This window comes from Pedobacter glucosidilyticus (genome assembly GCF_002483235.1).
Taxonomy (GTDB): Bacteria; Bacteroidota; Bacteroidia; order Sphingobacteriales; family Sphingobacteriaceae; genus Pseudopedobacter; species Pseudopedobacter glucosidilyticum_B.
The window spans coordinates 13,830-35,879 of the sequence record NZ_DLHN01000039.1 but is presented as its reverse complement, the minus strand read 5'-3'; the positions used below and the strand labels follow the sequence as shown (position 1 = coordinate 35,879).

The following is a 22,050-nucleotide window of genomic DNA, read 5'->3' as shown; positions in this document are numbered from 1 at the left end:
ATATGCACCAGTAAAACTGTATTATTTACCATTTTGTATATGAAGCTAATGTTAATTTTTTGTTCTTAATTTGCATTTTTAAATAAAAATAGTTTTAATTGCATTTGTATTGTCCTCATGAGGACAATTTTTTTTTAAAATTGCGTTAATAGAAATCCAGAATCTGCTGAAGAAGGTTAACAAAATTTTAATCGTAAATGATGTGGCAAAAGATTTGATATTAAAGGATAAATGATAAATTTGTTATTCATCTATACAAAATAAAACCAAGTAACACACATAAAAATTAATTCAAAAACTAAAAATTAAAACAAAAATGGCAAACGCACCAAAACCAAGTACAGCTAAGAAAGAGAAATCAGGCGGTTCAAGTATTTTCGCAGGATTAGCTATCGTTATTTGTATAGCTATTGCATGGGGACTTTATTTATTTGTTATGGGAAATCCAGCAAACTTTGAAGGTGGAGACCCGGCTAACCACCCACTTCCAGGAAACTATTTCGGTATGGTTTATAAAGGTGGAATTATCGTACCTTTCCTAATGGGTATGTTTTTAATGGTAATCGTATTTTCTATCGAACGTTTCTTTGTAATCAGCAAAGCAGCAGGAAATGGTAACGTTGATGCTTTCGTTAAAAAAGTACAACAGTTTTTATCTTCTAACAATGTAGAAAGTGCAATTTCTGAGTGCGACAAACAAAAAGGATCTGTTGCAGCGGTAATTAAATCAGGTCTTTTAAAATACAAAGAAGTAGAAATGGATTCTTCTATGGATACAGAACAAAAATGTTTAGCTATCCAAAAAGATATTGAAGAAGCTACTTCATTAGAAATGCCAATGTTAGAGCAAAACTTAACTGTAATTGCAACATTGGTATCAATTGGTACACTTGCTGGTTTGTTAGGAACAGTTGTAGGTATGATTAAAGCTTTCGGTGCGTTGGCAACTTCTGGTGCTCCGGATCAAGCAGCTTTAGCAAACGGTATCTCTGAGGCGTTAATTAATACAGCTACAGGTATTGGTACTTCTACTTTAGCTATTATTTCTTACAACTTCTTTACTTCTAAAATTGATAGCTTAACTTATTCAATTGACGAAGCAGGATTCTCAATTGTACAAACTTACGCTGCAACTCATAAATAATAAATTAGTGATACACGCTTTTAAAACTTAAAAGCAATGGTATTAATAAAGTAAAACACTAATTATTAAAATTTAAGAAGATGCCAAAAGTAAAAATTAAAAGAAAGAGTACCGCAATAGATATGACCGCCATGTGTGATGTGGCGTTCCTATTGCTTACTTTCTTTATATTGACGGCAACAGCTAGACAGCCGGAACCACTTCCGGTAGACACCCCTTCTTCTACCGTAACTATTAAGTTGCCAGATAGCGATATTTCTATGCTAACTGTAGGACAAGGAAAAGTGTTTTTTGGAGTTGTTGGCCAAGATGTAAGGATGAGAGCTTTAGAGAGAATGGCTGAAGAATATAAGGTTACTTTCACCGACGAAGAGAAAAAGCGATTTGCGCTTGTGGAGTCTTTTGGTGTACCTATGGCCAATTTAAAACAATTTATTGCTTTAAATGGTGCCGAGCGTAACAATTTAAATCAGCCAGGAATTCCTATGGATTCTACAAACAATGAGTTACACCAGTGGATTTTACAAGCCAGATACGCTACAAAAGAGCTTCATGGTCAAGAATTAAGATTCACTATCAAAGGAGACTCTAATGAAGAATATCCTACGATAAGGAAAGTAGTAGACATACTACAAGAACAAAACATTAATAAATTTAGTTTAGTAACCACTTTAGAAGGACTTAACTAGTAAAAACTTACAGCAATGGCAGAATTAGATACCTCCGGCGGGGGTGGCGGTAAGAAAGGGAAAAAAGTAAGAAGTAAAAAGATGTCAACCAGAGTAGATTTAACTGCGATGGTGGATTTGGCCTTCTTATTGATAACCTTCTTCATGTTAACCACTACCCTTGCTAAACCACAGGCAATGGATATGTTCATGCCGGATAAGGATGATAAACAGCAGGATGAATTGCCTGTAAAAGCTTCTAGAACCATGACCGTTCTTTTAGGATCAGACAATAAAATTGTTTGGTATATGGGCGTTATGGGTTCTACTGCACCTACAGTGGATAACTTTGGGAAAAGCGGAATTCGTCAAGCTTTTATCGATAACAACAAAAAGGTTTTAGCGCAAACTGGAGATCCTAAAAAAGGATTGATGGTGATTTTAAAACCTACAGATAAGTCTAATTATAAGAATTTTGTTGATTTGTTAGATGAAATCAAAATCGCAGGCGTTCCTTCTTATGGTATCGTAAATAAGATAGAACCTGAAGAGTTGAATTTGATGAAAGAACAAGGTGCTTTAAAAGACTAAAATATCATCGTAATTAACACGTTATTAATTAAAAAAGGAAAACATTATGTCTAAACTGGACATCCTAAATCAGAATTGGATAGACATAGTTTTTGAAGGTAGAAACAAAGAATACGGTGCTTACCAGCTTCGTAAAGAAAATGCTAAAAATACCAACAAAGCTGTGATCATAGGGGGATTGTTTTTTATCCTTGCTATTTCTTCTCCAATCATCATCAAATTATTAAGTGGTGGTGAAGAGGAAGAAGATAAAGTATTCCAACAAACAGAAGTAGTATTAGCTACTCCTCCGCCAATTGATAAAAAAGCACCTCCTCCGCCACCTCCGGTAGAGCCACCACCACCTAAAGTGGATCAGGTAAGGTTCCCGCCTCCTGTTGTAAAACCAGATGAACAGGTAGTAGAGGAAGAGCCACCAACCATTAAAGATTTGGAAAAAGCAGATCCAGGGCAAAAAACCTTAAAAGGTAATCCAGATGCTGATATTCAAATTGAGAACCCAACTTTCGGTGACGGTCCAGTTAACCAAAAAGTAACTGAGGATAGCAATGAAATCTTTACCAATGTAGAGCAGCTTCCTAGGTTTCCAGGTGGTGAGGCTGCATTCGGAAACTTCTTAAGAAAGAACTTAATGTATCCGGCGGTTGCTCGTGAGAACAACATACAAGGAAGAGTAATTGTAAACTTCGTTGTGGAAAAAGATGGTTCTTTAACAGATATAAAAGTTTTAAGAGGTTTAGAGGGTGGTTTAAGTGAAGAAGCTATCAGAGTATTAAAGAAAACTCCTAAATGGGAACCGGGAATTCAAAACGGACGTCCGGTACGTGTATCATTTACCATCCCTATCATGTTCCAATTGAGTGAATAATGGAATATCAAAAATTTAGAGATAGACAGAAATCGCCCACAAAGCGATTTCTGTTCATTTTAGGCCTAACCATGTTTGGCGTATATTTCGCTTTAGGCTTAATGATTATTTTTTGGGAAAATTTTCCTTTATTGATAGGGGTTGATAAGGTTTGGAAGATAGCTTTTGCAGTACTCTTAATTGTTTATTCTTTTTTCAGATTTGTAAGATTGATTAAGCAACAGCAATATGAATAGTTTATGTAAAGTTTTAGTGCTTCTCTTATTATTTTTTACGATAAGTTGCCAACAAAGAACGCCAGAATCTCAAGGCGAAGAAAATTATACTTTTGGTACAGCACAGATATTAGCAGATGAATCTCTTTTCACCATTATAGATGATGAGCATCAAATATTCTCTAATCAATATAAAAGAGCTCAAATTAAAATGGTGTATAAACCTTTAAAAGAGGTTTTAGATTTATTTGTTAATGATAGTATAGCTATTGCGGTTCTTCCAAGAGAACTTAAAGCAAACGAAGCTAAGTATTTTGAGGAAAAAAAAATTAAAGTTAGAGCAACTAAATTTGCTACTGATGGTATTGCTATTATCACGGGTAAAAGCAATATAGATAGCTTAATTACCTTAGAGGAAATTAAAGCCATTTTGTCAGGAAAATCTAATAAAAATACTGATTTAGTATTTGATAATCCTAAGTCTAGTACAGTAGAATACCTCATGGAGCTGGCTAAAATAAATAAATTACCAGATCATCATGTGTATGCACTAAAATCTAGCAAAGAAGTTATTCAGTATATTAAAAATAATCCTAATGCTATAGGCGTTTTAAGTGTAAGTTGGATAAAAAGACCAACACCAGATTTGGTATCGGGTTTAGAAAAAATTAAATTTATGGCGGTTAAAAATAGTAAGGGCGAGTATCAATTACCTACACAAAGTAATTTAAAAACAGGTTCTTATCCTTTGGTAAGAGATTTGTATTTAATAGATTGCCAGGGTAAAGCAGGTTTAGGTACAGGTTTTGCTGCTTTTTTAGCTAGCGATATAGGTCAAAGGATTATTTTAAAAGCTGGTTTAGCACCAGATTCTTTGCCATCTAGACAAATAAATGTTTATAATTAGAAAATAGGAACCATATATTTAAAAACGAAGATCATGAATATGAATAAGAGAGTTGCGATCGGAGTCATAGGTTTGTTAACGTGGGGAACGGTAACTATGGCTCAGAGTTTAGAAGATGCCCGCAAGGCGGTTACTGCAGAGCAGTTTCAAAAAGCAAAATCAATTTTTAATAATCTAATTACTACACAGCCTACAAATGCCGAAAATTATTATTATTTCGGAGATTTGTACTTGCAATTGAATAATCCTGACTCTGCAAAAATCATCTTCAATAAAGGTATTACAGCCAATCCAAAGTACTCCTTAAATTACATAGGTTTAGGAGCTACAGATCTTTTTGCTAAAAATGTATCGTCTGCACAAGCAAATTTTACTAAAGCTACTGCCGATATGAAAAAGAAGGACTACAAAGAGTTTATTTATATTGGCAAGGCTTATACTTATGAAGGCTCACAAGATTTAGATAAAGCTTTTGAGTGGTTCAACAAAGCCAAAGAAAATGGCGAGAAAGACCCCGAGTTACATATCGCTATGGCTAATGCCTACAAAGCACAAAAGAAAAATAGCGAAGCCGCAGATGCTTATAGAGCAGCAAAAGGCTATCAGGCCGATTTGTTAATTGTTGATGTTAATGTAGGTGAAATTTGGACTCAGGCTTATAACTTTGAACTGGCAGAAACTACTTTAAACAGCGTTATCCAGAAAGACCCAAATTTTGGTCCTGCTTATAGAGCTTTAGCAGAAAACTATTACCGTTGGGCTTCTCAATATCCAGCTAAAAGACCAGAGCTTTTACCCAAAGCAAAAGATATGTATTCTAAATATCTTGATTTAACAGATCGCTCAGCAGATTCAAGATATAGATATTTGATATTTTTGCTTAATGCAACAGATTGGGCTACTTTAGAAAAAGAAGCAAAAAGTTTTATTAGCGAAAATGGTAGTAATCCTGAGTATAAATTAGCAGAAAGATTCTTAGGTTACGCTGCCTCAGAAAATGGTAATAGTGATTTAGCTATCGAAACGCTTTCTAAATTTCAAAACTCTGTTGATAAAAGTAGATTAATTGCCACGGATTTTGTTTTCTTAGGTAGAGCTTATCAGAATAAAAAACAAGATTCATTAGCTATAAATAGTTATTTAAAAGCTTACGAATTAGACACTACCAATACAGAGGTTTTAGGTATCATTGCAAAAGCATATTTTGTTGCCAAAAAATATGGTAAAGCAGCAGAGTTTTATGAGAAAATTTCTAAGCTTCCAAATGCTTCTTTTACAGATTGGTTTTATTTAGGATACTCTAACTACTTCTATTATGCTATAGAATTAGCTAATAAACAACCCCAAGATACTGCACAAATTAAAAAGACTTTATTAGTTGCAGATAGCGCTTTTACTTATGTGGCAGAGAAAGCTAAAAATGCTGATGCTTACTTGTATTTAGCTAGAGTTGAGTATTATTTAGACCCAACAGACGCAGCACAAAAAGGGGTGGCAGCTTATGATAAGTTTATAGAACTTACTTTAGCTAAGCAAACCGCAACACCGCCTGTGGCTTTAACAGAAAGAGATAAAACAAATTTAGTAGAAGCTTACTCTTATAACGGTGGCTATTATATTACTAAAGATAAAGCCAAAGCCAAAGAATATTTTGATAAAGCACTGGCCATAGATCCAGGAAATGCAAAAATTCAGGATGCCTTAAAAGCTTTAAAATCTTAATTGTAAAAAATAAAAAGGGGTAGCTTAAAACTATCCCTTTTTCAATTTGTATTAATCATTATATTTGCGCCAAAATAAAGAATTATGAGTGCTCCTGTAGATTATCTTCCTATCATTATGCAACTTTTGGTTGCGCTAGGTTTTGTGGCTTTAACCATGGGAATTACACACCTGATTGGTCCTAAGCGTAAAACTACTGATGTTAAATTAACAGCATTTGAATCTGGTATTGAAGTAATAGGTAATGCTCGTCAGCCTTTTTCTATTAAATACTTTGTAGTAGCTATATTATTTGTACTTTTTGATGTTGAGGTTATTTTTATGTATCCATGGGCAGTAAACTTTAGAGAATTTGGTCTTAACGGACTAATTGAAATGTTTATTTTCATGGGAACATTACTTTTAGGCTTCATTTATGTGATTAAAAAGAAAGCCCTAGAGTGGGATTAAGTAGAATTATTCTAAATAAGCATAATCAGCTTCGTTTAGTTTAAATCTTAATAAATTTGCGGCTTACTGAAACATCAGTGAGCCTTTTTAGTTTTCTAAGAAAAGGGATACAGTTATGAGTGAAATTAATATTGTTGAAGCACCTGCAGGAGTAGAAGGATCAGGATTCTTTGCTACTTCACTGGATAAAGTAATTGGTCTGGCTCGTTCTCACTCGTTGTGGCCTCTGCCTTTTGCTACCTCTTGTTGCGGAATCGAGTTTATGGCAACCATGGGCTCTCATTATGATTTTTCAAGATTTGGATCAGAAAGACCTTCTTTTTCTCCTCGTCAAGCAGATTTATTAATGGTCATGGGTACCATAGCAAAAAAAATGGCTCCTGTTTTAAAGCAGGTTTATATACAAATGGCAGAGCCGCGTTGGGTAATATCTGTTGGTGCTTGCGCATCTAGTGGTGGTATTTTTGATACTTATTCTGTTTTACAAGGTATTGATGAAATTATACCAGTAGACGTTTATGTACCTGGCTGTCCGCCAAGACCAGAAGCTATCATTGATGGTTTCAATAAAATACAGGAGTTGGTTAAAAATGAATCTTTAAGAAGAAGAAATTCTCCTGAGTACGCACAATTATTAGCTAAATACGGAATCCAGTAATGGGCAAGATTTCAAATCAGCATTTAATAGAAAAACTAACAGCTAAGTATGGCGAGCAAATCTCTGCCATATCAGAGCCTTATGGTTTATTAACTTTTGAAGCTACAAGAACAGTAATTTCAGACCTTTTAGCATTTTTAAAAAATGATGAAGAACTGAAATTTAATTACTTAACTGATATTACGGCTATTCATTATCCCGAAAAGGAAAATGCTTTAGGTGTGATTTATCATTTACATAGCTTTTACAACAATGTAAGAATTAGGATAAAAGTATTTCTTCCTGTTTCAGACCCAACAATTCCTACCGCAACTTTGTTATGGGATGGAGCTAATTGGATGGAACGTGAAACTTTTGACTTTTTTGGAATCCAGTTTACCGGTCATCCAGATTTAAGAAGAATCTTAAATGTTGATGATATGACGGTATTTCCAATGAGAAGAGAGTATCCTTTGGAAGACCCTAACAGGGTAGATAAGAAAGATTATTTTTTTGGACGATAAGCTAAATCATGAGCAATTTTATTACAGAAATAACTCCGAACCGTCCGGTATATACAGATAACGACCCACAAGGTGAGTTAACAACGCTTAATCTAGGGCCAACACACCCTGCAACACACGGTGTTTTCCAGAACGTGTTGCAGATGGATGGCGAACGTATTGTAAGTGGCGTTTCTACCATAGGTTATATCCATAGGGCTTTTGAAAAAATTGCAGAGCACCGCCCTTTTTATCAAATCACCACCCTTACCGATAGATTAAACTATTGTTCATCTCCCATTAATAATATGGGATGGCACATGACAGTTGAAAAGCTTTTAGATATTAAAACCCCTAAAAGAGTAGACTACATGAGGGTTATTGTAATGGAGCTTAGCCGTATTGCAGACCATTTAATATGTAACGGTATTTTGGGTGTAGATACAGGTGCTTTCTCTGGTTTCTTATACTTAATGGAAGAGCGTGAGCATATTTACGAGATTTTTGAGGAAGTATGCGGAGCCCGTTTAACTACCAATATTGGAAGAATAGGCGGTTTTGAACGTGATTTTAATGAGATTACCTTCCAAAAAATCAAGAAGTTTATTAAAAACTTCCCTCCAATTCTAAAAGAATTTGAAGCGTTGTTTAACCGCAACAGAATATTTATAGAAAGAACATCGGGTGTTGGTGCAGTTAGCCCAGAAGTAGCAATGGGCTACAGTTGGAGCGGTCCAATTTTAAGAGCCACAGGTGTTGATTATGATGTTCGTGTAAACGAACCTTATGCTTCTTATGAAGATTTTGATTTTGAAATTCCAGTAGGTACCACAGGAGATGTTTATGACAGATTCATTCTAAGAAATGAAGAAATGTGGCAATCCCTAAGAATTATAGAGCAAGCATTAGAGAAAATAGAGAAAGAGCCAAAAGGCGTTTTCCATGCTGATGTTCCAGAATTTTACCTGCCACCAAAAGAGCAGGTTTACAATAATATGGAGGCTTTAATTTATCACTTTAAAATTGTGATGGGTGAGGTAGAAACTCCAAAAACAGAAGTTTATCATGCTGTAGAAGGTGGTAATGGCGAGCTTGGTTTTTATTTAGTAAATGATGGAGGAAGAACTCCTTACCGTTTACACTTCCGTAGACCAAGTTTTATAAATTACCAAATGTATGCACCTATGAGTGGTGGTATGCTACTGTCTGATGCGATTATTAACATGTCTAGTTTAAACATTATAGCGGGAGAGTTAGATGCTTAGAGTTGAAGAAGTACAATCGGTAGAATTTTCATCAGCATTAATTTCAAAGTTTGATGAAATTGTTAGCCGTTATCCAGAAGGAAGAAGTAAATCTGCTTTACTACCTATTCTACATGAAGTACAAGCGGTTTATGGTTGGTTAAGTTCAGCCGCCATGGATAAAGTAGCAGAATACCTAAACATACAACCTATTGAAGTTTATGAGGTAGCTACTTTCTACACCATGTTTTTCCTAAAGCCTCAAGGTAAATACGTGTTAGAGGTTTGCCGTACTGGACCATGTTGTTTAGTTGGCGCAGAGAAAATAATGGATTACATAGGTGAAAAGCTTGGCATAAAAGAAGGAGAAGTTACAGCTGATGGTTTATTTAGTTATCGCGGTGTAGAGTGTTTAGCTGCTTGCGGTTACGCTCCGGTTTTACAAATAGGTCCAGAGTATACATTCTATGAGAATTTAACTCCAGAATCTGTTGATCAATTAATAGAGGGTTTAAAAAATAAATAGAGAGAGTATTGAGATATGAGATTTTAGACCTTCATGGTCGTTTAAGTTTCATAATCACAGATAATATAAGGTTCAAAATGATGTGCGATTAAGTTGTTGGAATTTTAAATTTTCAATACTCAATACTCACATCTCATAGCTAGAAAAAGATGGGTCGTAAACTATTACTTGAGCATATTAACGTACCTGGTATCAACACTTTTCAGGTTTATAAAGAGAAAGGTGGATACAGAGCGGTAGAAAAAGCCTTAAAAACGATGTCTTCTGATGATGTAGTTGAAGAGGTTAAAAAATCGGGATTACGTGGACGTGGCGGAGCAGGTTTCCCTACCGGTATGAAGTGGAGCTTTTTGGCTAAGCCAGAAGGTGTGCCTCGTTATTTAGTTTGTAATGCTGATGAATCAGAACCTGGAACTTTTAAGGATAGGTATTTGATGACTCATATCCCTCATGCTTTAATTGAGGGGATGATAATTGGTAGCTATGCTTTAGGTGCAAATACCAGTTATATCTATGTGCGTGGTGAAATGATGCCACAAATAAGAATTTTAGAAAAAGCTATCGCTGAAGCAAAAGCAGCGGGTTATTTGGGTAAAAATATTCTAGGTTCTGGATACGATTTAGAGATTTACGTACAACCAGGTGGTGGTGCTTATATTTGTGGTGAAGAAACTGCGCTTTTAGAATCTTTAGAAGGTAAAAGAGGAAATCCTAGAATTAAACCTCCTTTTCCGGCAATTGCAGGTTTATATGGTTGCCCAACAGTGGTAAACAATGTTGAATCTATTGCGGCTACAGTGCCTATTGTGAATGAAGGTGGCGAAGAATATGCTAAAATTGGTATTGGCAGATCAACCGGTACCAAATTAATTTCTGCATCGGGCAATATTAATCAGCCAGGTGTTTATGAAATAGAGTTAGGCTTATCTGTAGAAGATTTTATTTATTCTGATGAGTATTGCGGAGGTATAGCTAACGGTAAGCGATTAAAAGCAGTTGTTGCTGGTGGGTCATCAGTGCCTATTTTACCTGCTAACCTGATCTTAAATTTAGCTAATGGCGATAAACGCTTAATGTCTTACGAATCTTTATCAGAAGGAGGCTTTGCTACAGGAACAATGTTAGGTTCTGGTGGTTTCGTGGTTTTAGATGAAGACCAATGTATTGTTAGAAATACTTGGAACTTTAGTCGCTTCTACCACCACGAGTCTTGCGGACAGTGCTCCCCTTGTCGTGAAGGTACAGGTTGGATGGAAAAAGTTCTACACCGTATAGAATATGGTCATGGTAAAATGAGTGATATTGACCTTTTAGTAGATGTATCTAAAAAGATAGAGGGAAATACCATTTGTCCGTTAGGTGATGCGGCAGCTTGGCCAGTAGCTAGCGCTATTCGTCATTTTAGGGATGAGTTTGAATGGCATGTTAAGGAGCCAAAACTAGCTTTAGAAAGAAACTACGGGTTAGCGCATTACGCTGATCCTTTAAAGATTGCAGAAGAGGTTTAAGAAACGATTAAACTTTTAGGCATCGTTTTTTTTAAATAGATAGGTTTGCGTAAGGGATTGAAGCGGCATCCTTTTTTGTCATCCTGAGCGGAGTCGAAGGATAAGACAAAAAAGATACAGCGGAAAGCCCGACCCTTTAAGGGATACGCCCAAGAAGAAAAATAGATTTAATTGAACATTTTAAATTTTTAAAATTGTCTGATAAAATTAAAGTTACGATAGACGGAATTCCCGTTGAAGTAGAGCCAGGAACCTCTATTCTAAATGCTGCAAGGCAAATAGGTGGAGATATTGTGCCTCCGGCAATGTGCTATTATTCTAAATTAGAAGGTAGCGGTGGTAAGTGTCGTACTTGTTTAGTTAAGGTGAGTAAAGGATCAGAAAAAGACCCTAGACCTATGCCTAAGCTGGTAGCAAGTTGCAGAACCACTGTGATGGATGGTATGGAGGTGCAGAATATTACTTCGCCAGAAGTAATTGAAGCCAGAAAAGGTGTGGTAGAAATGCTATTGATTAACCACCCTCTAGATTGTCCAATTTGCGATCAAGCGGGAGAATGCCATCTACAAGATTTAAGTTATGAGCATGGTGCGGCTACAACACGTTACGAGTTTGATAGAAGAACTTTTGACCGTGTAGATATCGGCGATAAGATTCAATTACACATGAACCGTTGTATTTTATGCTACCGTTGTGTGTTTACTGCAGATCAAATTACCAATAATCGTGTTCATGGAGTTTTAGGTAGAGGAGACCATGCAGAGATTTCTACTTACATAGAGAAAGCTATTGATAATGATTTCTCTGGTAACGTGATTGATGTTTGCCCAGTTGGTGCCTTAACTGATAAAACTTTCCGTTTTAAAAACAGAGTTTGGTTTACCAAGCCTGTAGAAGCACACAGAGATTGCCCTACTTGTTCTGGAAAAGTTACTTTGTGGTATAAAGGAGAAGAGGTATTAAGAGTAACTGCAAGAAAAGATGTGTATGGTGAAGTAGAAGATTTTATTTGCAATACTTGCCGTTTTGATAAGAAAAGCACAAACGATTGGGTAATTGAAGGACCAAGACAGGTATCAAGACAATCGGTTATTAACGCAAACCATTACGATACGCTACAACCTTTACCGGTAATTAAGAAAAATCCGGAGTTGATGGAAGCAAATAAAGAACAATTCGAAAGAGCAACTAAATTTTAATGGAACTAGAATTTTTAATAGAAAAGACAGCTTTGGTTTTAGTATTGTTTGTACTAACGCTAACTATTGCGGCTTATTCTACTTGGGCAGAGCGTAAAGTTGCTGCCTGGTTACAAGATAGAGTAGGGCCAAACAGAGCCGGTCCCTTTGGTTTATTACAACCTTTGGCTGATGGTGGAAAGATGTTCTTTAAAGAAGAGATTATCCCTAGCGGGGCAAATAAATATCTATTTATTGCAGGACCATCTTTAGCACTTTTAGTGTCTTTTTTAGGTACAGCGGTTATTCCTTTTGGGCAAAATATTGAAATATTTGGAAGAGTTGTTCCTTTACAAGTAACCGATATTAATGTTGGTATTTTATACATTTTTGGAGTTGTTTCTTTAGGTGTTTACGGTATCATGATTGGTGGATGGGCATCAAACAACAAGTACTCTTTAATGGGTGCTATACGTGGTGCATCACAAAATATTAGCTATGAGATTGCAATGGGGCTTTCTATCATTGCACTTTTAATGGTAACCAATACACTTTCATTTAAAGAAATTGCTGCACAGCAACACGGCTGGCATTGGAATGTTCTTTATCAGCCTCTCGGGTTTTTAATCTTCCTGATTTGTGCTTTTGCAGAAACTAACCGTGTACCGTTTGATTTGCCAGAGTGTGAAACCGAATTGATTGGAGGATATCAAACAGAATATTCGGCCTTTAAAATGGGTGCTTACATGTTTGCAGAATACATCAATATGTTTGTGTCTTCTGTAGTGATGGCAGTGCTGTATTTTGGCGGTTATAATTATCCAGGTATGGATGCTGTAAACCAAGCTTTAGGCCCAACTTGGGGTCCTTTGATTGGTGTTGGCGTTATGTTCTTCAAGATTATAGCTTTCATTTTCTTTTTCATGTGGGTGCGCTGGACAGTACCACGCTTCCGTTACGATCAGTTAATGGATTTAGGGTGGAAAGTATTAATTCCGCTTGCTATTGCCAATATTGTAATAACAGCAATTGTAATTGTAGGATTTGATTTATTTAATAAACTATAAAATTTAATACCCTTTTAGGGATTAAAGGAGGATTCATGGAATCATTAAGTGGTAGAAAAAAAGTACTAGAACAAAAGCCGATGAATTTTTGGGAGCGTATGTACCTTCCAGCAATTTTCAAAGGTATGGCTATTACTTTTAGTCATATGTTCAAGAAAAAAGAAACCATACACTATCCAGAACAACAAAGAGAGTTTTCTGAGAACTGGAGAGGTATGCACTCTTTAAAAAGAGATGAACACGGCAGAGAGCGTTGTACGGCATGTGGTTTATGTGCTTTGTCTTGCCCTGCAGAAGCTATTACCATGATTTCTGCCGAAAGGGCTAAAGGTGAGGAACATCTTTACAGAGAAGAAAAATATGCAGCAGTTTATGAAATTAACATGCTACGTTGTATTTTCTGCGGCTTATGTGAAGAAGCCTGTCCTAAAGAAGCTATATATCTAGATGGTCCAATTGTGCCTTCTGATTATTTACGTAAAGATTTTATATACGGTAAAGATAAATTAGTAGAAAAACCACTTAAAGAGATTGAAGCTGAAAAAGCGATGTCTAGATAAGGGTTATTTAATGATATAATTAAATCAAAAATTTTACCTTTGCCCCATTTTAAAGGCAAATTACAATCATAAACAAATGAGTTTATTTTACGTTGTTGCGTTTCTGTCCATAATCTTCGCTCTGCTCGTGATTTTTACAAAAAATCCTGTTCATAGTGTTTTGTATTTGATAGCAACTTTCTTCACTTTTACCATTCACTACATTATTTTAAATGCCCAATTTTTAGCAGTGGTGAATTTCATTGTTTACATGGGAGCAATTATGGTATTATTCCTTTTTGTTTTAATGTTGATGAATTTAAATACGGATACAGAGCCCATGAAGTCTACCTTATTGAAGGTGGTTGGTGCTATTGCCGGGGGCTGCTTACTGGTAACTTTGATAGGTTCAATGAAAACTTTATCAACAGCAAGTACTACGGCAATGGATAATACCGGCATTGGTTTAGTAGAAAATTTAGGTAAAGTGTTATTCAGTGATTTCTTACTTCCGTTCGAGTTAAGCTCTATATTATTGTTAGCTGCAATGGTAGGGGCTGTATTGTTAGCTAAAAAAGAAAATAAAACCGCATAATGGAAAATATAACCTCAACCATTCAGGCAGTTCCACTTAATCATTATATTTTATTAAGTGCCATTATCTTCACCATAGGTGTGATAGGTGTATTGGTTAGAAGAAATGCGATTATCATCTTCATGTCGGTAGAACTAATGCTAAATGCCGTAAACTTATTATTGGCAGCATTTTCATCATACAGTGGCGATGCATCAGGGCAAGTATTCGTTTTCTTTATTATGGCCCTAGCTGCTGCAGAAGTTGCGGTAGGCTTGGCAATTATAGTAATGGTATATCGCAATACCAGCTCTATAGATATTAATATTCTTAATAGGTTAAAGTGGTAATTATATAATAAGGATGATAGATTTAGTTTGGTTAATTCCTTTGTTGCCTTTTATAGGTTTCTTAATAAACGGACTGGGTAGAAACGTTTTACCTAAGCCTTTAATTGGTACTATTGCCAGTTTAGCAGTAATAGGCTCTTTTGCTATTAGTTTAAGCATATTTTTAACTTTTGATGCAGCGCAACCACAAGTTATTCATCTTTTTGATTGGATAAACGTTGGTTCATTAAGCATACCTTTCGCTTTTCAGATAGATCAATTAAGCATCATGATGTTGCTGATTATTACTGGAATAGGTTCTCTGATACATATTTACTCGGCAGGTTATATGAGCCATGATGCTGGTTTTGGTAAGTTCTTCGCTTACTTAAACCTGTTTGTATTCTTCATGCTATTGTTAGTCATGGGTTCAAACTATGTCATCATGTTTATTGGCTGGGAAGGTGTAGGTTTATGTTCTTACCTATTAATAGGTTTCTGGTATTCTAATGGCGCTTACGCTGATGCAGCTAAGAAAGCCTTTATCATGAACCGTATTGGTGATTTGGGATTCCTATTAGGCGTATTCTTAATCATCACCACATTTGGAAGTGTAAGCTTTACAGAAATTTTCCCTAAAGCAGCAGGAATGGTATCTGGTGATGCTACCTTAGTTTTAATTACCATATTACTATTTATAGGAGCAACTGGTAAATCAGCACAATTACCATTATTTACCTGGTTACCAGATGCGATGGCTGGTCCAACTCCGGTTTCTGCTTTAATACATGCTGCAACCATGGTTACAGCAGGTATTTACATGATAGCAAGATCTAATATTTTATTTGCTTTATCTCCAGTAACTTTAGATATCATTGCAGTTATAGGTTTACTAACCGCTGTAGTAGCAGCGTTTATTGCGTTAACACAAACCGATATTAAAAAAGTATTGGCATACTCAACCGTTTCACAGTTGGGTTATATGTTCTTAGGCTTAGGTGTTGGTGCTTTTACAGGTGCATTTTTCCATGTATTAACACATGCTTTTTTCAAGGCCTTATTATTCTTAGGCGCTGGTTCAGTCATCCATGCTATGAGTAACGAGCAAGATATGCGTAATATGGGTGGTTTGCGTAAAAAGCTTCCAATTACTTTCTTAACCATGTTAATAGGTACTATTGCTATTGCTGGTTTACCACCATTTGCCGGTTTCTTTTCTAAGGATGAGATTTTAGCACATGTATATGAGCACAATAAATTACTATGGATAATAGGTTTATTTGGTGCTTTCTTAACAGCAGCTTATATGTTCAGGATGATGTTTTTAACTTTCTGGGGTAATTTCCGTGGGACAGAAGATCAAAAGCATCATTTACATGAGTCGCCAGTTTCGATGACATTCCCATTAATTGTATTAGCTATTTTATCAATAGTTGGTGGTTTTATGGGTGTGCCACATGCTTTAGGGGGTCATCATTGGTTAAACGAATACTTAAGTCCAGTTCTAGCGGCTACTAACAATATTTTACCAGCATTAAGTTTAGACCACGCAACAGAATATATGTTGATGGGAATTTCTGTAGGTGGGGTTATCATTTCTATCATCATTGCTTATGTTAAATATGTAAGCAAAGGATATGTACCAAAAGAAGAAGAGCTGCAATCTGGTTTCAGTAAATTATCTTACAATAAATTGTATTTAGACGAGCTTTACACAGCTATCATACAAAAACCTTTAGACGCTTTATCTGCATTTTTCTTTAAAGTGGTTGATAAATCTGGTATAGATGGTTTAGTTAACGGCTTAGGTAAAGTATCTATAGAGGCAAGTAAAACATTAAGGCTTTTACAAACCGGAAATGTTGGTTTCTACATTTTTGCAATGGTAATAGGTATTGTTGCCGTATTAGTTTACAGTTTTATAATTATTTGAGCTTAGCGATTACAGATAGATGAACTTATTATTATTACTTTTCTTTCCCTTAGTGGGAGCGCTTGTAACCCTGCTAAATGGCAAGTTTGCTAAACAATCGGCTTTGATAAGCTCTTTGGTAACCTTAGCTTTTGCTTTGCTTTTAATGGGAGATTTTGTTCCAGATGCAAGCAGTCAATTTGTAGTTAACTACCCATGGATTCCGGCATTAGGAATTAATTTTGCAGTTGCCATAGATGGTATCAGTATGCCTTTAGTGCTTTTAACTACGGGCTTGTTTCCATTAATTATACTTTCAAGCTTTGGTAGAAATATTAGCCAGGCATCTTTTTATGCGCTAACCCTGTTTATGCAATTTGGCTTATTATTGGTGTTTACAGCTACTGATGCATTTCTATTTTACGTTGGATGGGAAGTTGCTTTAATTCCAATCTATTTTATCTGTGCATTATGGGGTGGCGAAAACAGGATAAAAGTAAACATGAAGTTCTTTGTTTACACCATCGCTGGTTCACTATTTATGCTTTTAGGTATTATATATCTTCATTTACAAACAGCGGATAACTCTTTCTCTATAGCCTCTTTTTATAATTTAAACTTAGATGCCGCAACACAAGGATGGTTATTTTGGTGCTTCTTTTTAGCTTTTGCTATCAAGATGCCAATTTTTCCTTTCCATACTTGGCAGCCAGATACTTATACAGAAGCACCTACAACAGGAACGATGTTGCTTTCAGGTATCATGTTGAAGATGGGTATTTACGGAGTTATCAGATGGTTAATACCAGTTACTCCTTTTGGCTTTTTAACTTGGGGTCATTTAGCTTTGGTATTATCCGTAATAGGGATTGTTTATGCGTCTATTATCGCGTTCACGCAAAAAGATATTAAGCGTCTAATAGCATATTCATCTATTGGTCACGTAGGTTTAATTGCAGCAGGTATATTTGTTTGGAATGTACAAGGCTTACAAGGAGCCATGATACAAATGATTAACCACGGTATCAACGTAGTGGGTATGTTTTTAATTGCTGATATTCTTATCGATAGATTAAAAACAAGAGAAATTGCTACAATGGGCGGTATTGCTAAAGTAGCACCTAAATTTGCTATTGCATTTTTAATTATTGTTTTAGGTACTGTAGCTTTACCATTAACGAATGGGTTTATTGGTGAGTTCTTATTACTTCATGGTGTTTACCAATTTAACATTTGGTATGCAGCTGTTGCAGGTTTAACCATTATTTTTGGTGCGGTTTATATGTTAAGAATGTATAAAGCCGTGATGCAGGGAGAAACTAATGAAACAACAGCATCTTTTAAAGATATCAACGGTTCAGAATATTTAGTTTTAGCAGTGGTTTGCCTTTTAATTATTATAATTGGGGTGTATCCAAACGCACTTCTTCATATTTCAGAAGCTTCAGTAGAAAATCTGATCAATCAGGTAAATAGTAAATTAGCATTTTAATCATAGGAATGAGTACTTTAATAGTAATATCTATATTAGCCATCGTAGTTCTTTATTTAGGATTATTTAAAGCAAAAGAAGCTTTATTGCCGGTAAGTGTCTTAGGCCTTGTTGGTGCTTTGGCATTAGCTATCATGGAGTGGAATTCTAATGCAGCTCCAATTTTTAGCGGCATGATGCATTTTGATAATTTTGCTGTGGCTTTTTCTTCTATCTGTATCATTACTACTATTCTGGTTTTCTTATTATCTAAAAATTATTTTGAAAAAATCAGTAATAACGTAGCAGAATACTATACGCTGATATTATTTGCTTTAACAGGTATCATTGTGATGGTATCTTATCATAACTTATCTATGCTTTTTGTGGGCCTAGAAATCATGTCGGTAAGTTTATACATTTTAGCGGGTATCAAAAGGAAAGATTTTGCTTCTAACGAGGCAGCTTTGAAATATTTCTTGATGGGAGCTTTCTCAACAGGATTTTTATTATTTGGTATAGCTTTAATATATGGTGCTTCAAAATCTTTTGATTTAGCAGTTATAGCGCAGTATGTGATAGACCGCCCTACAGGGATTGATCCTATTTTCTATGTAGGTTTAGTTCTGATGATTGTAGGCTTATGCTTTAAAGTAGGTGCTGCACCTTTCCATTTCTGGACACCAGATGTTTACGAAGGCGCACCAACTTTAATTACAGCTTTTATGTCTACCGTAGTTAAAATTGCCGGTTTTGCTGCATTTTTAAGACTGTTTAGCATTTGCTTTGCACCATTACAAGACTTCTGGATGCCTACTTTATTAATAATTACTATTTTAACATTATTTGTAGGTAATATTACAGCACTTTATCAAACCAATTTTAAAAGGATGCTAGCTTTCTCTAGTATCTCTCATGCTGGTTATATGCTTTTTGCAATAGTTGCTTTAGGTGCAGCGTCAACTAATGCTATTTTTATATATGCGGCTGCTTACGCCGTATCATCTATCACAGCTTTTGCCGTGTTAATGTTAGTAAAGGTCAAAACTGGTGGCGAGAATTTTGAAGATTTTAATGGTTTAGCAAAATCAAATCCTTTCTTAGCTTTTGCTTTAACAATAGCTATGTTATCTTTTGCTGGTATACCTTTAACAGCCGGCTTTATAGGTAAATTCTTTGTTTTTAACGCGGCCTTAACTCAATATCATACATGGTTAGTAGCTATAGCTGTTATAAACGCCATTATCGGGGTGTTTTACTACTTTAAAGTTATCGTAGCTATGTATTTTAAAGAAAACCAAACTAAGCAAATTGCTACACCAGTTTACTTTAACTTTGTATTAGGTTTAAGCCTAATTATAACACTTGTTTTAGGTATTTATCCAAGTTTCATCACTAATTTATTTTAATGCCATAGCTATACTGCAATAATATTTGTAGTTTTATGGCAAGACTATGCATGAATATTGGGAATATTTAACAAGCTTGGCAGACGCTCAGCAAATCATACATAAAGGTGGCTTCTACCTCATCATGTTTGTAGTATTTGCAGAGACGGGTCTTTTCTTTGGTTTTTTCTTACCAGGTGATTATTTGCTTTTTCTTGCAGGTATGTTTGTAGCAACCCAAAAGTTAGATGTAGGTATTACTACTATGATTGTTGGCTTAATAGGGGCCGCTATAGCAGGTAATTTTGTAGGTTACTGGTTTGGTTATCGTACAGGACCTGTTTTGTATAAACGACAAGATTCTTTTTTCTTTAAGAAGAAATATTTGGTAGCAGCCGAAGAATATTATAAAAAACAAGGCGCTTTTACTTTAATTATTGGAAGATTTGTACCTATTGTAAGAACATTTGCACCTATTTTTGCCGGTATTGTGAAGTTAGATTTTAAAAAGTTTGCTTTTTACAATATTTTAGGTGCGTTTTTTTGGATAACTTCTTTAACCTTATTGGGTTATTTTCTGGGAATGAAATTTGAGAAAGAAGTAAACCAATATTTATCATACATCATATTAGGATTTATTGTGATTACAACCATACCGTTAATCACAACATTTTTTAAAAAGAGTTTTAACAAATAAATACATATAAATTTTAAAATTAAATGGCCGATAATCATCCGTGGCATTCAATCCCTCCAGGAGAGGATTCACCTAATACAGTTACAGCAATTATAGAGATTCCTAAAGGTTCTAAAGCGAAGTACGAAATAGATAAAGATTCTGGTTTATTAAAATTAGACCGTATACTTTTTTCATCTGTAATGTATCCTGCAAACTACGGATTCATCCCTCAAACTTATTGTGATGATCATGATCCGCTTGATATTTTAGTTCTTTGCTCTGCAGATGTATATCCGATGTCTATTATAGAAGCCAAAGTTGTGGGTGTGATGCACATGGTAGATAATGGTGAGCAAGATGATAAAATTATCGCGGTAGCTAAAAATGATATGTCTGTTAATTATATTAATGATTTATCAGAGCTGCCTCCGCATACCATGAAAGAAATTGTTCGTTTCTTCCAAGATTATAAAGCCTTAGAAGAAAAGAATGTAACCATAGAGCACCTTCTTGGTAAGAGATATGCTTATAAAGTGATAGAAGAAAGTATAGAACTTTATAAAAAAACATTTAATAAATAATCTTTATGGACCCCGATTTTGAAATAAGCGGTTTTCAGATTTTCCTGACCCTGTTTTTAGTTTTACTAAATGGATTTTTTGTTGCAGCAGAATTTGCAATAGTTAAAGTTAGGGGTTCACAAATAGAGATTAAAGCTAAAACTGGCAGCAGGGTAGCAGGTATTGCTAAGCACATGACATCACATTTAGATGGCTACCTTGCCGCTACACAGTTGGGTATTACGCTGGCATCACTAGGTTTAGGTTGGGTTGGCGAGGAAGTGATGTCTAACATCGTTCTCAAAACACTAGGATTTTTTTCTTTACCTATTTCTGATGCTGTAGCCACTAATTTGGGGCATATATTAGCTTTCTTAGTCATCACTATTTTACATATTGTTTTTGGTGAGCTAGCTCCTAAGACTTTAGCTATACAAAGACCAGTAAATACAACCATGGCTATTGCATTGCCATTACAGTTCTTCTATTTGGTGTTTAAACCATTTATTTATGTTTTAAATGGTTTTGCCAATGTTATTTTAAGGTTATTGGGTATTAACACTGCCAATGCACATGAAGCCATACACTCATCAGAAGAGTTACAATATTTGCTAGATCAAGGTAAAGAGTCTGGTGCTTTAGATAAAGCAGAGCATGAACTGATTAAAAACGTATTTGACTTTAATGAGCGTGTAGTTAAAAATATTATGGTTCCCAGAACCAAAATTTCTGCTATTGATATTACCGCAACACCCGAAGAAGTATTAAATATTATCATATCAGAAGGCTATTCTCGTGTTCCTGTTTATGATGATACCATTGATAAAATTATTGGTATTGTACACGCTAAGGATATTTTGTCTTTAGTAGTCAGGAAAGAAAGTTTTAACCTACAAGACATCCTAAGAAAGCCTTTATTTGTTCCAGAATCTAAGAAAATAAACGATTTAATGGCCGAGCTGAAACTGAAAAGAATTCAGATTGCTATTGTGTTAGATGAGTTTGGTGGCACTGCCGGTATGGTAACCTTAGAAGACATTGTTGAAGAACTTGTAGGCGAAATTCAGGATGAGTATGATGAAGAAAAGCCTATTGTAGAGAAAGTTTCTGAAACAGAGTTTATCGTAACGGCATCTGCTACAGTTTACGATGTTAACGAGTTTTTACCTCACGATTTACCAGAAGATGAAGATTACGATACCATTGTTGGTTTGGTGAGTGAAATTTTTGAAAAAATACCTGAAGTAGGAGAAACCAAAGAATTTAATGGTTACAATTTTACCATCTTGAAAAAGATTGGTCAAAATATAGAAGCTGTTAAATTAGAGCTTTTACTTTCAGAAGATCAGGCGGTTAATAATCATTAATCA

At 35.3% G+C, this 22,050-nt stretch carries 24 protein-coding genes; all 24 read left to right on the top strand.

The genetic code is table 11. The features are described 5' to 3' along the window. Window positions 1-316 precede the first annotated feature (316 nt). The 24 genes from B2745_RS16455 to B2745_RS16340 all read left to right on the top strand — a co-directional run bounded on the left by B2745_RS16455 (window position 317) and on the right by B2745_RS16340 (window position 22,047). Window positions 317-1,144 carry a MotA/TolQ/ExbB proton channel family protein gene (locus B2745_RS16455; protein ID WP_026902769.1) on the top strand — a complete coding sequence of 276 codons (828 nt, stop codon included), beginning with the start codon at window positions 317-319 and terminating at the stop codon, window positions 1,142-1,144. 80 nt (window positions 1,145-1,224) lie between these two features. Continuing rightward, on the top strand, window positions 1,225-1,833 hold the full coding sequence (locus B2745_RS16450; protein ID WP_304068924.1) for an ExbD/TolR family protein: 609 nt from the start codon (window positions 1,225-1,227) through the stop codon (window positions 1,831-1,833). A gap of 15 nt (window positions 1,834-1,848) precedes the next feature. Further along, complete coding sequence (locus tag B2745_RS16445; protein WP_304068922.1) at window positions 1,849-2,403, top strand: ExbD/TolR family protein; 555 nt, start codon at window positions 1,849-1,851, stop codon at window positions 2,401-2,403. A 46-nt stretch (window positions 2,404-2,449) separates the two neighbouring features. Beyond that, a complete protein-coding gene (locus B2745_RS16440; protein ID WP_304068920.1) occupies window positions 2,450-3,271 on the top strand; it encodes an energy transducer TonB in 822 nt (273 codons plus the stop codon). Then, a complete protein-coding gene (locus tag B2745_RS16435; protein ID WP_304068918.1) occupies window positions 3,271-3,507 on the top strand; it encodes a hypothetical protein in 237 nt (78 codons plus the stop codon). Before B2745_RS16440 ends, B2745_RS16435 begins: the two co-directional genes overlap by 1 nt. Next, entirely contained in the window at window positions 3,500-4,393 is an 894-nt protein-coding gene (locus tag B2745_RS16430) for a PstS family phosphate ABC transporter substrate-binding protein (RefSeq protein ID WP_304068916.1), read from the top strand. Before B2745_RS16435 ends, B2745_RS16430 begins: the two co-directional genes overlap by 8 nt. Before the next feature lie 33 nt (window positions 4,394-4,426). Then, window positions 4,427-6,115 (top strand): tetratricopeptide repeat protein, encoded by a 1,689-nt coding sequence (locus tag B2745_RS16425; RefSeq protein ID WP_304068914.1) that lies wholly within the window; start codon window positions 4,427-4,429, stop codon window positions 6,113-6,115. Window positions 6,116-6,199: 84 nt separating this feature from the next. Then, the gene (locus tag B2745_RS16420; RefSeq protein WP_036691593.1) at window positions 6,200-6,565 is read left to right on the top strand and encodes an NADH-quinone oxidoreductase subunit A; all 366 of its coding nucleotides are present in this window, start codon (window positions 6,200-6,202) and stop codon (window positions 6,563-6,565) included. 115 nt (window positions 6,566-6,680) lie between these two features. Further along, complete coding sequence (locus B2745_RS16415) at window positions 6,681-7,223, top strand: NADH-quinone oxidoreductase subunit B (RefSeq protein ID WP_026902761.1); 543 nt, start codon at window positions 6,681-6,683, stop codon at window positions 7,221-7,223. Further along, complete coding sequence (locus B2745_RS16410; protein WP_026902760.1) at window positions 7,223-7,726, top strand: NADH-quinone oxidoreductase subunit C; 504 nt, start codon at window positions 7,223-7,225, stop codon at window positions 7,724-7,726. Before B2745_RS16415 ends, B2745_RS16410 begins: the two co-directional genes overlap by 1 nt. Window positions 7,727-7,734: 8 nt before the next feature. Further along, entirely contained in the window at window positions 7,735-8,970 is a 1,236-nt protein-coding gene (locus B2745_RS16405) for an NADH-quinone oxidoreductase subunit D (protein WP_304068912.1), read from the top strand. Next, on the top strand, window positions 8,963-9,475 hold the full coding sequence (locus B2745_RS16400; RefSeq protein ID WP_304068910.1) for an NAD(P)H-dependent oxidoreductase subunit E: 513 nt from the start codon (window positions 8,963-8,965) through the stop codon (window positions 9,473-9,475). Before B2745_RS16405 ends, B2745_RS16400 begins: the two co-directional genes overlap by 8 nt. Window positions 9,476-9,624: 149 nt before the next feature. Next, entirely contained in the window at window positions 9,625-10,983 is a 1,359-nt protein-coding gene (gene nuoF / locus B2745_RS16395; RefSeq protein ID WP_304068908.1) for an NADH-quinone oxidoreductase subunit NuoF, read from the top strand. A 194-nt stretch (window positions 10,984-11,177) separates the two neighbouring features. Further along, complete coding sequence (locus tag B2745_RS16390) at window positions 11,178-12,182, top strand: 2Fe-2S iron-sulfur cluster-binding protein (protein ID WP_304068906.1); 1,005 nt, start codon at window positions 11,178-11,180, stop codon at window positions 12,180-12,182. Next, a complete protein-coding gene (gene nuoH, locus B2745_RS16385) occupies window positions 12,182-13,228 on the top strand; it encodes an NADH-quinone oxidoreductase subunit NuoH (RefSeq protein ID WP_304068905.1) in 1,047 nt (348 codons plus the stop codon). The genes B2745_RS16390 and nuoH overlap by 1 nt, the downstream gene beginning before the upstream one ends. A gap of 35 nt (window positions 13,229-13,263) precedes the next feature. After that, the gene (locus tag B2745_RS16380) at window positions 13,264-13,788 is read left to right on the top strand and encodes a NuoI/complex I 23 kDa subunit family protein (RefSeq protein ID WP_026902754.1); all 525 of its coding nucleotides are present in this window, start codon (window positions 13,264-13,266) and stop codon (window positions 13,786-13,788) included. A gap of 76 nt (window positions 13,789-13,864) precedes the next feature. Then, window positions 13,865-14,362: an NADH-quinone oxidoreductase subunit J gene (locus B2745_RS16375; protein ID WP_304068904.1), complete on the top strand. Its 498-nt coding sequence runs from the start codon at window positions 13,865-13,867 to the stop codon at window positions 14,360-14,362. Beyond that, window positions 14,362-14,691, top strand: coding sequence for an NADH-quinone oxidoreductase subunit NuoK (nuoK, locus tag B2745_RS16370; RefSeq protein WP_026902752.1), 330 nt, complete (start codon window positions 14,362-14,364; stop codon window positions 14,689-14,691). Before B2745_RS16375 ends, nuoK begins: the two co-directional genes overlap by 1 nt. 13 nt (window positions 14,692-14,704) lie before the next feature. Next, on the top strand, window positions 14,705-16,603 hold the full coding sequence (gene nuoL, locus B2745_RS16365; protein ID WP_304068903.1) for an NADH-quinone oxidoreductase subunit L: 1,899 nt from the start codon (window positions 14,705-14,707) through the stop codon (window positions 16,601-16,603). A gap of 19 nt (window positions 16,604-16,622) precedes the next feature. After that, window positions 16,623-18,074 carry a complex I subunit 4 family protein gene (locus B2745_RS16360; RefSeq protein ID WP_304068901.1) on the top strand — a complete coding sequence of 484 codons (1,452 nt, stop codon included), beginning with the start codon at window positions 16,623-16,625 and terminating at the stop codon, window positions 18,072-18,074. An 8-nt stretch (window positions 18,075-18,082) separates the two neighbouring features. Then, window positions 18,083-19,462, top strand: a complete 1,380-nt coding sequence (locus B2745_RS16355; protein WP_304068899.1) for an NADH-quinone oxidoreductase subunit N — start codon at window positions 18,083-18,085, stop codon at window positions 19,460-19,462. Between the two features lie 46 nt (window positions 19,463-19,508). After that, complete coding sequence (locus B2745_RS16350) at window positions 19,509-20,138, top strand: DedA family protein (RefSeq protein WP_304068897.1); 630 nt, start codon at window positions 19,509-19,511, stop codon at window positions 20,136-20,138. A 23-nt stretch (window positions 20,139-20,161) separates the two neighbouring features. Continuing rightward, on the top strand, window positions 20,162-20,701 hold the full coding sequence (locus tag B2745_RS16345) for an inorganic diphosphatase (RefSeq protein WP_026902747.1): 540 nt from the start codon (window positions 20,162-20,164) through the stop codon (window positions 20,699-20,701). Between the two features lie 5 nt (window positions 20,702-20,706). Continuing rightward, window positions 20,707-22,047 carry a hemolysin family protein gene (locus B2745_RS16340; protein WP_026902746.1) on the top strand — a complete coding sequence of 447 codons (1,341 nt, stop codon included), beginning with the start codon at window positions 20,707-20,709 and terminating at the stop codon, window positions 22,045-22,047. The last annotated feature ends 3 nt before the right edge of the window (window positions 22,048-22,050 follow it).

Excerpts from the sequence above, each read along its gene's own strand:
- B2745_RS16420 (WP_036691593.1), top strand. The coding sequence starts at position 6,200 with ATGAGTGCTCCTGTAGATTATCTTCCTATCATTATGCAACTTTTGGTT.
- B2745_RS16430 (WP_304068916.1), top strand. The coding sequence starts at position 3,500 with ATGAATAGTTTATGTAAAGTTTTAGTGCTTCTCTTATTATTTTTTACG.
- B2745_RS16410 (WP_026902760.1), top strand. The coding sequence starts at position 7,223 with ATGGGCAAGATTTCAAATCAGCATTTAATAGAAAAACTAACAGCTAAG.
- B2745_RS16350 (WP_304068897.1), top strand. The coding sequence starts at position 19,509 with ATGCATGAATATTGGGAATATTTAACAAGCTTGGCAGACGCTCAGCAA.
- nuoK (WP_026902752.1), top strand. The coding sequence starts at position 14,362 with ATGGAAAATATAACCTCAACCATTCAGGCAGTTCCACTTAATCATTAT.
- nuoL (WP_304068903.1), top strand. The coding sequence starts at position 14,705 with ATGATAGATTTAGTTTGGTTAATTCCTTTGTTGCCTTTTATAGGTTTC.
- B2745_RS16340 (WP_026902746.1), top strand. The coding sequence starts at position 20,707 with ATGGACCCCGATTTTGAAATAAGCGGTTTTCAGATTTTCCTGACCCTG.
- B2745_RS16375 (WP_304068904.1), top strand. The coding sequence starts at position 13,865 with ATGAGTTTATTTTACGTTGTTGCGTTTCTGTCCATAATCTTCGCTCTG.
- B2745_RS16360 (WP_304068901.1), top strand. The coding sequence starts at position 16,623 with ATGAACTTATTATTATTACTTTTCTTTCCCTTAGTGGGAGCGCTTGTA.
- B2745_RS16345 (WP_026902747.1), top strand. The coding sequence starts at position 20,162 with ATGGCCGATAATCATCCGTGGCATTCAATCCCTCCAGGAGAGGATTCA.
- nuoF (WP_304068908.1), top strand. The coding sequence starts at position 9,625 with ATGGGTCGTAAACTATTACTTGAGCATATTAACGTACCTGGTATCAAC.
- B2745_RS16400 (WP_304068910.1), top strand. The coding sequence starts at position 8,963 with ATGCTTAGAGTTGAAGAAGTACAATCGGTAGAATTTTCATCAGCATTA.
- B2745_RS16405 (WP_304068912.1), top strand. The coding sequence starts at position 7,735 with ATGAGCAATTTTATTACAGAAATAACTCCGAACCGTCCGGTATATACA.
- B2745_RS16450 (WP_304068924.1), top strand. The coding sequence starts at position 1,225 with ATGCCAAAAGTAAAAATTAAAAGAAAGAGTACCGCAATAGATATGACC.
- B2745_RS16380 (WP_026902754.1), top strand. The coding sequence starts at position 13,264 with ATGGAATCATTAAGTGGTAGAAAAAAAGTACTAGAACAAAAGCCGATG.
- B2745_RS16440 (WP_304068920.1), top strand. The coding sequence starts at position 2,450 with ATGTCTAAACTGGACATCCTAAATCAGAATTGGATAGACATAGTTTTT.
- nuoH (WP_304068905.1), top strand. The coding sequence starts at position 12,182 with ATGGAACTAGAATTTTTAATAGAAAAGACAGCTTTGGTTTTAGTATTG.
- B2745_RS16435 (WP_304068918.1), top strand. The coding sequence starts at position 3,271 with ATGGAATATCAAAAATTTAGAGATAGACAGAAATCGCCCACAAAGCGA.
- B2745_RS16455 (WP_026902769.1), top strand. The coding sequence starts at position 317 with ATGGCAAACGCACCAAAACCAAGTACAGCTAAGAAAGAGAAATCAGGC.
- B2745_RS16425 (WP_304068914.1), top strand. The coding sequence starts at position 4,427 with ATGAATATGAATAAGAGAGTTGCGATCGGAGTCATAGGTTTGTTAACG.
- B2745_RS16415 (WP_026902761.1), top strand. The coding sequence starts at position 6,681 with ATGAGTGAAATTAATATTGTTGAAGCACCTGCAGGAGTAGAAGGATCA.
- B2745_RS16355 (WP_304068899.1), top strand. The coding sequence starts at position 18,083 with ATGAGTACTTTAATAGTAATATCTATATTAGCCATCGTAGTTCTTTAT.
- B2745_RS16445 (WP_304068922.1), top strand. The coding sequence starts at position 1,849 with ATGGCAGAATTAGATACCTCCGGCGGGGGTGGCGGTAAGAAAGGGAAA.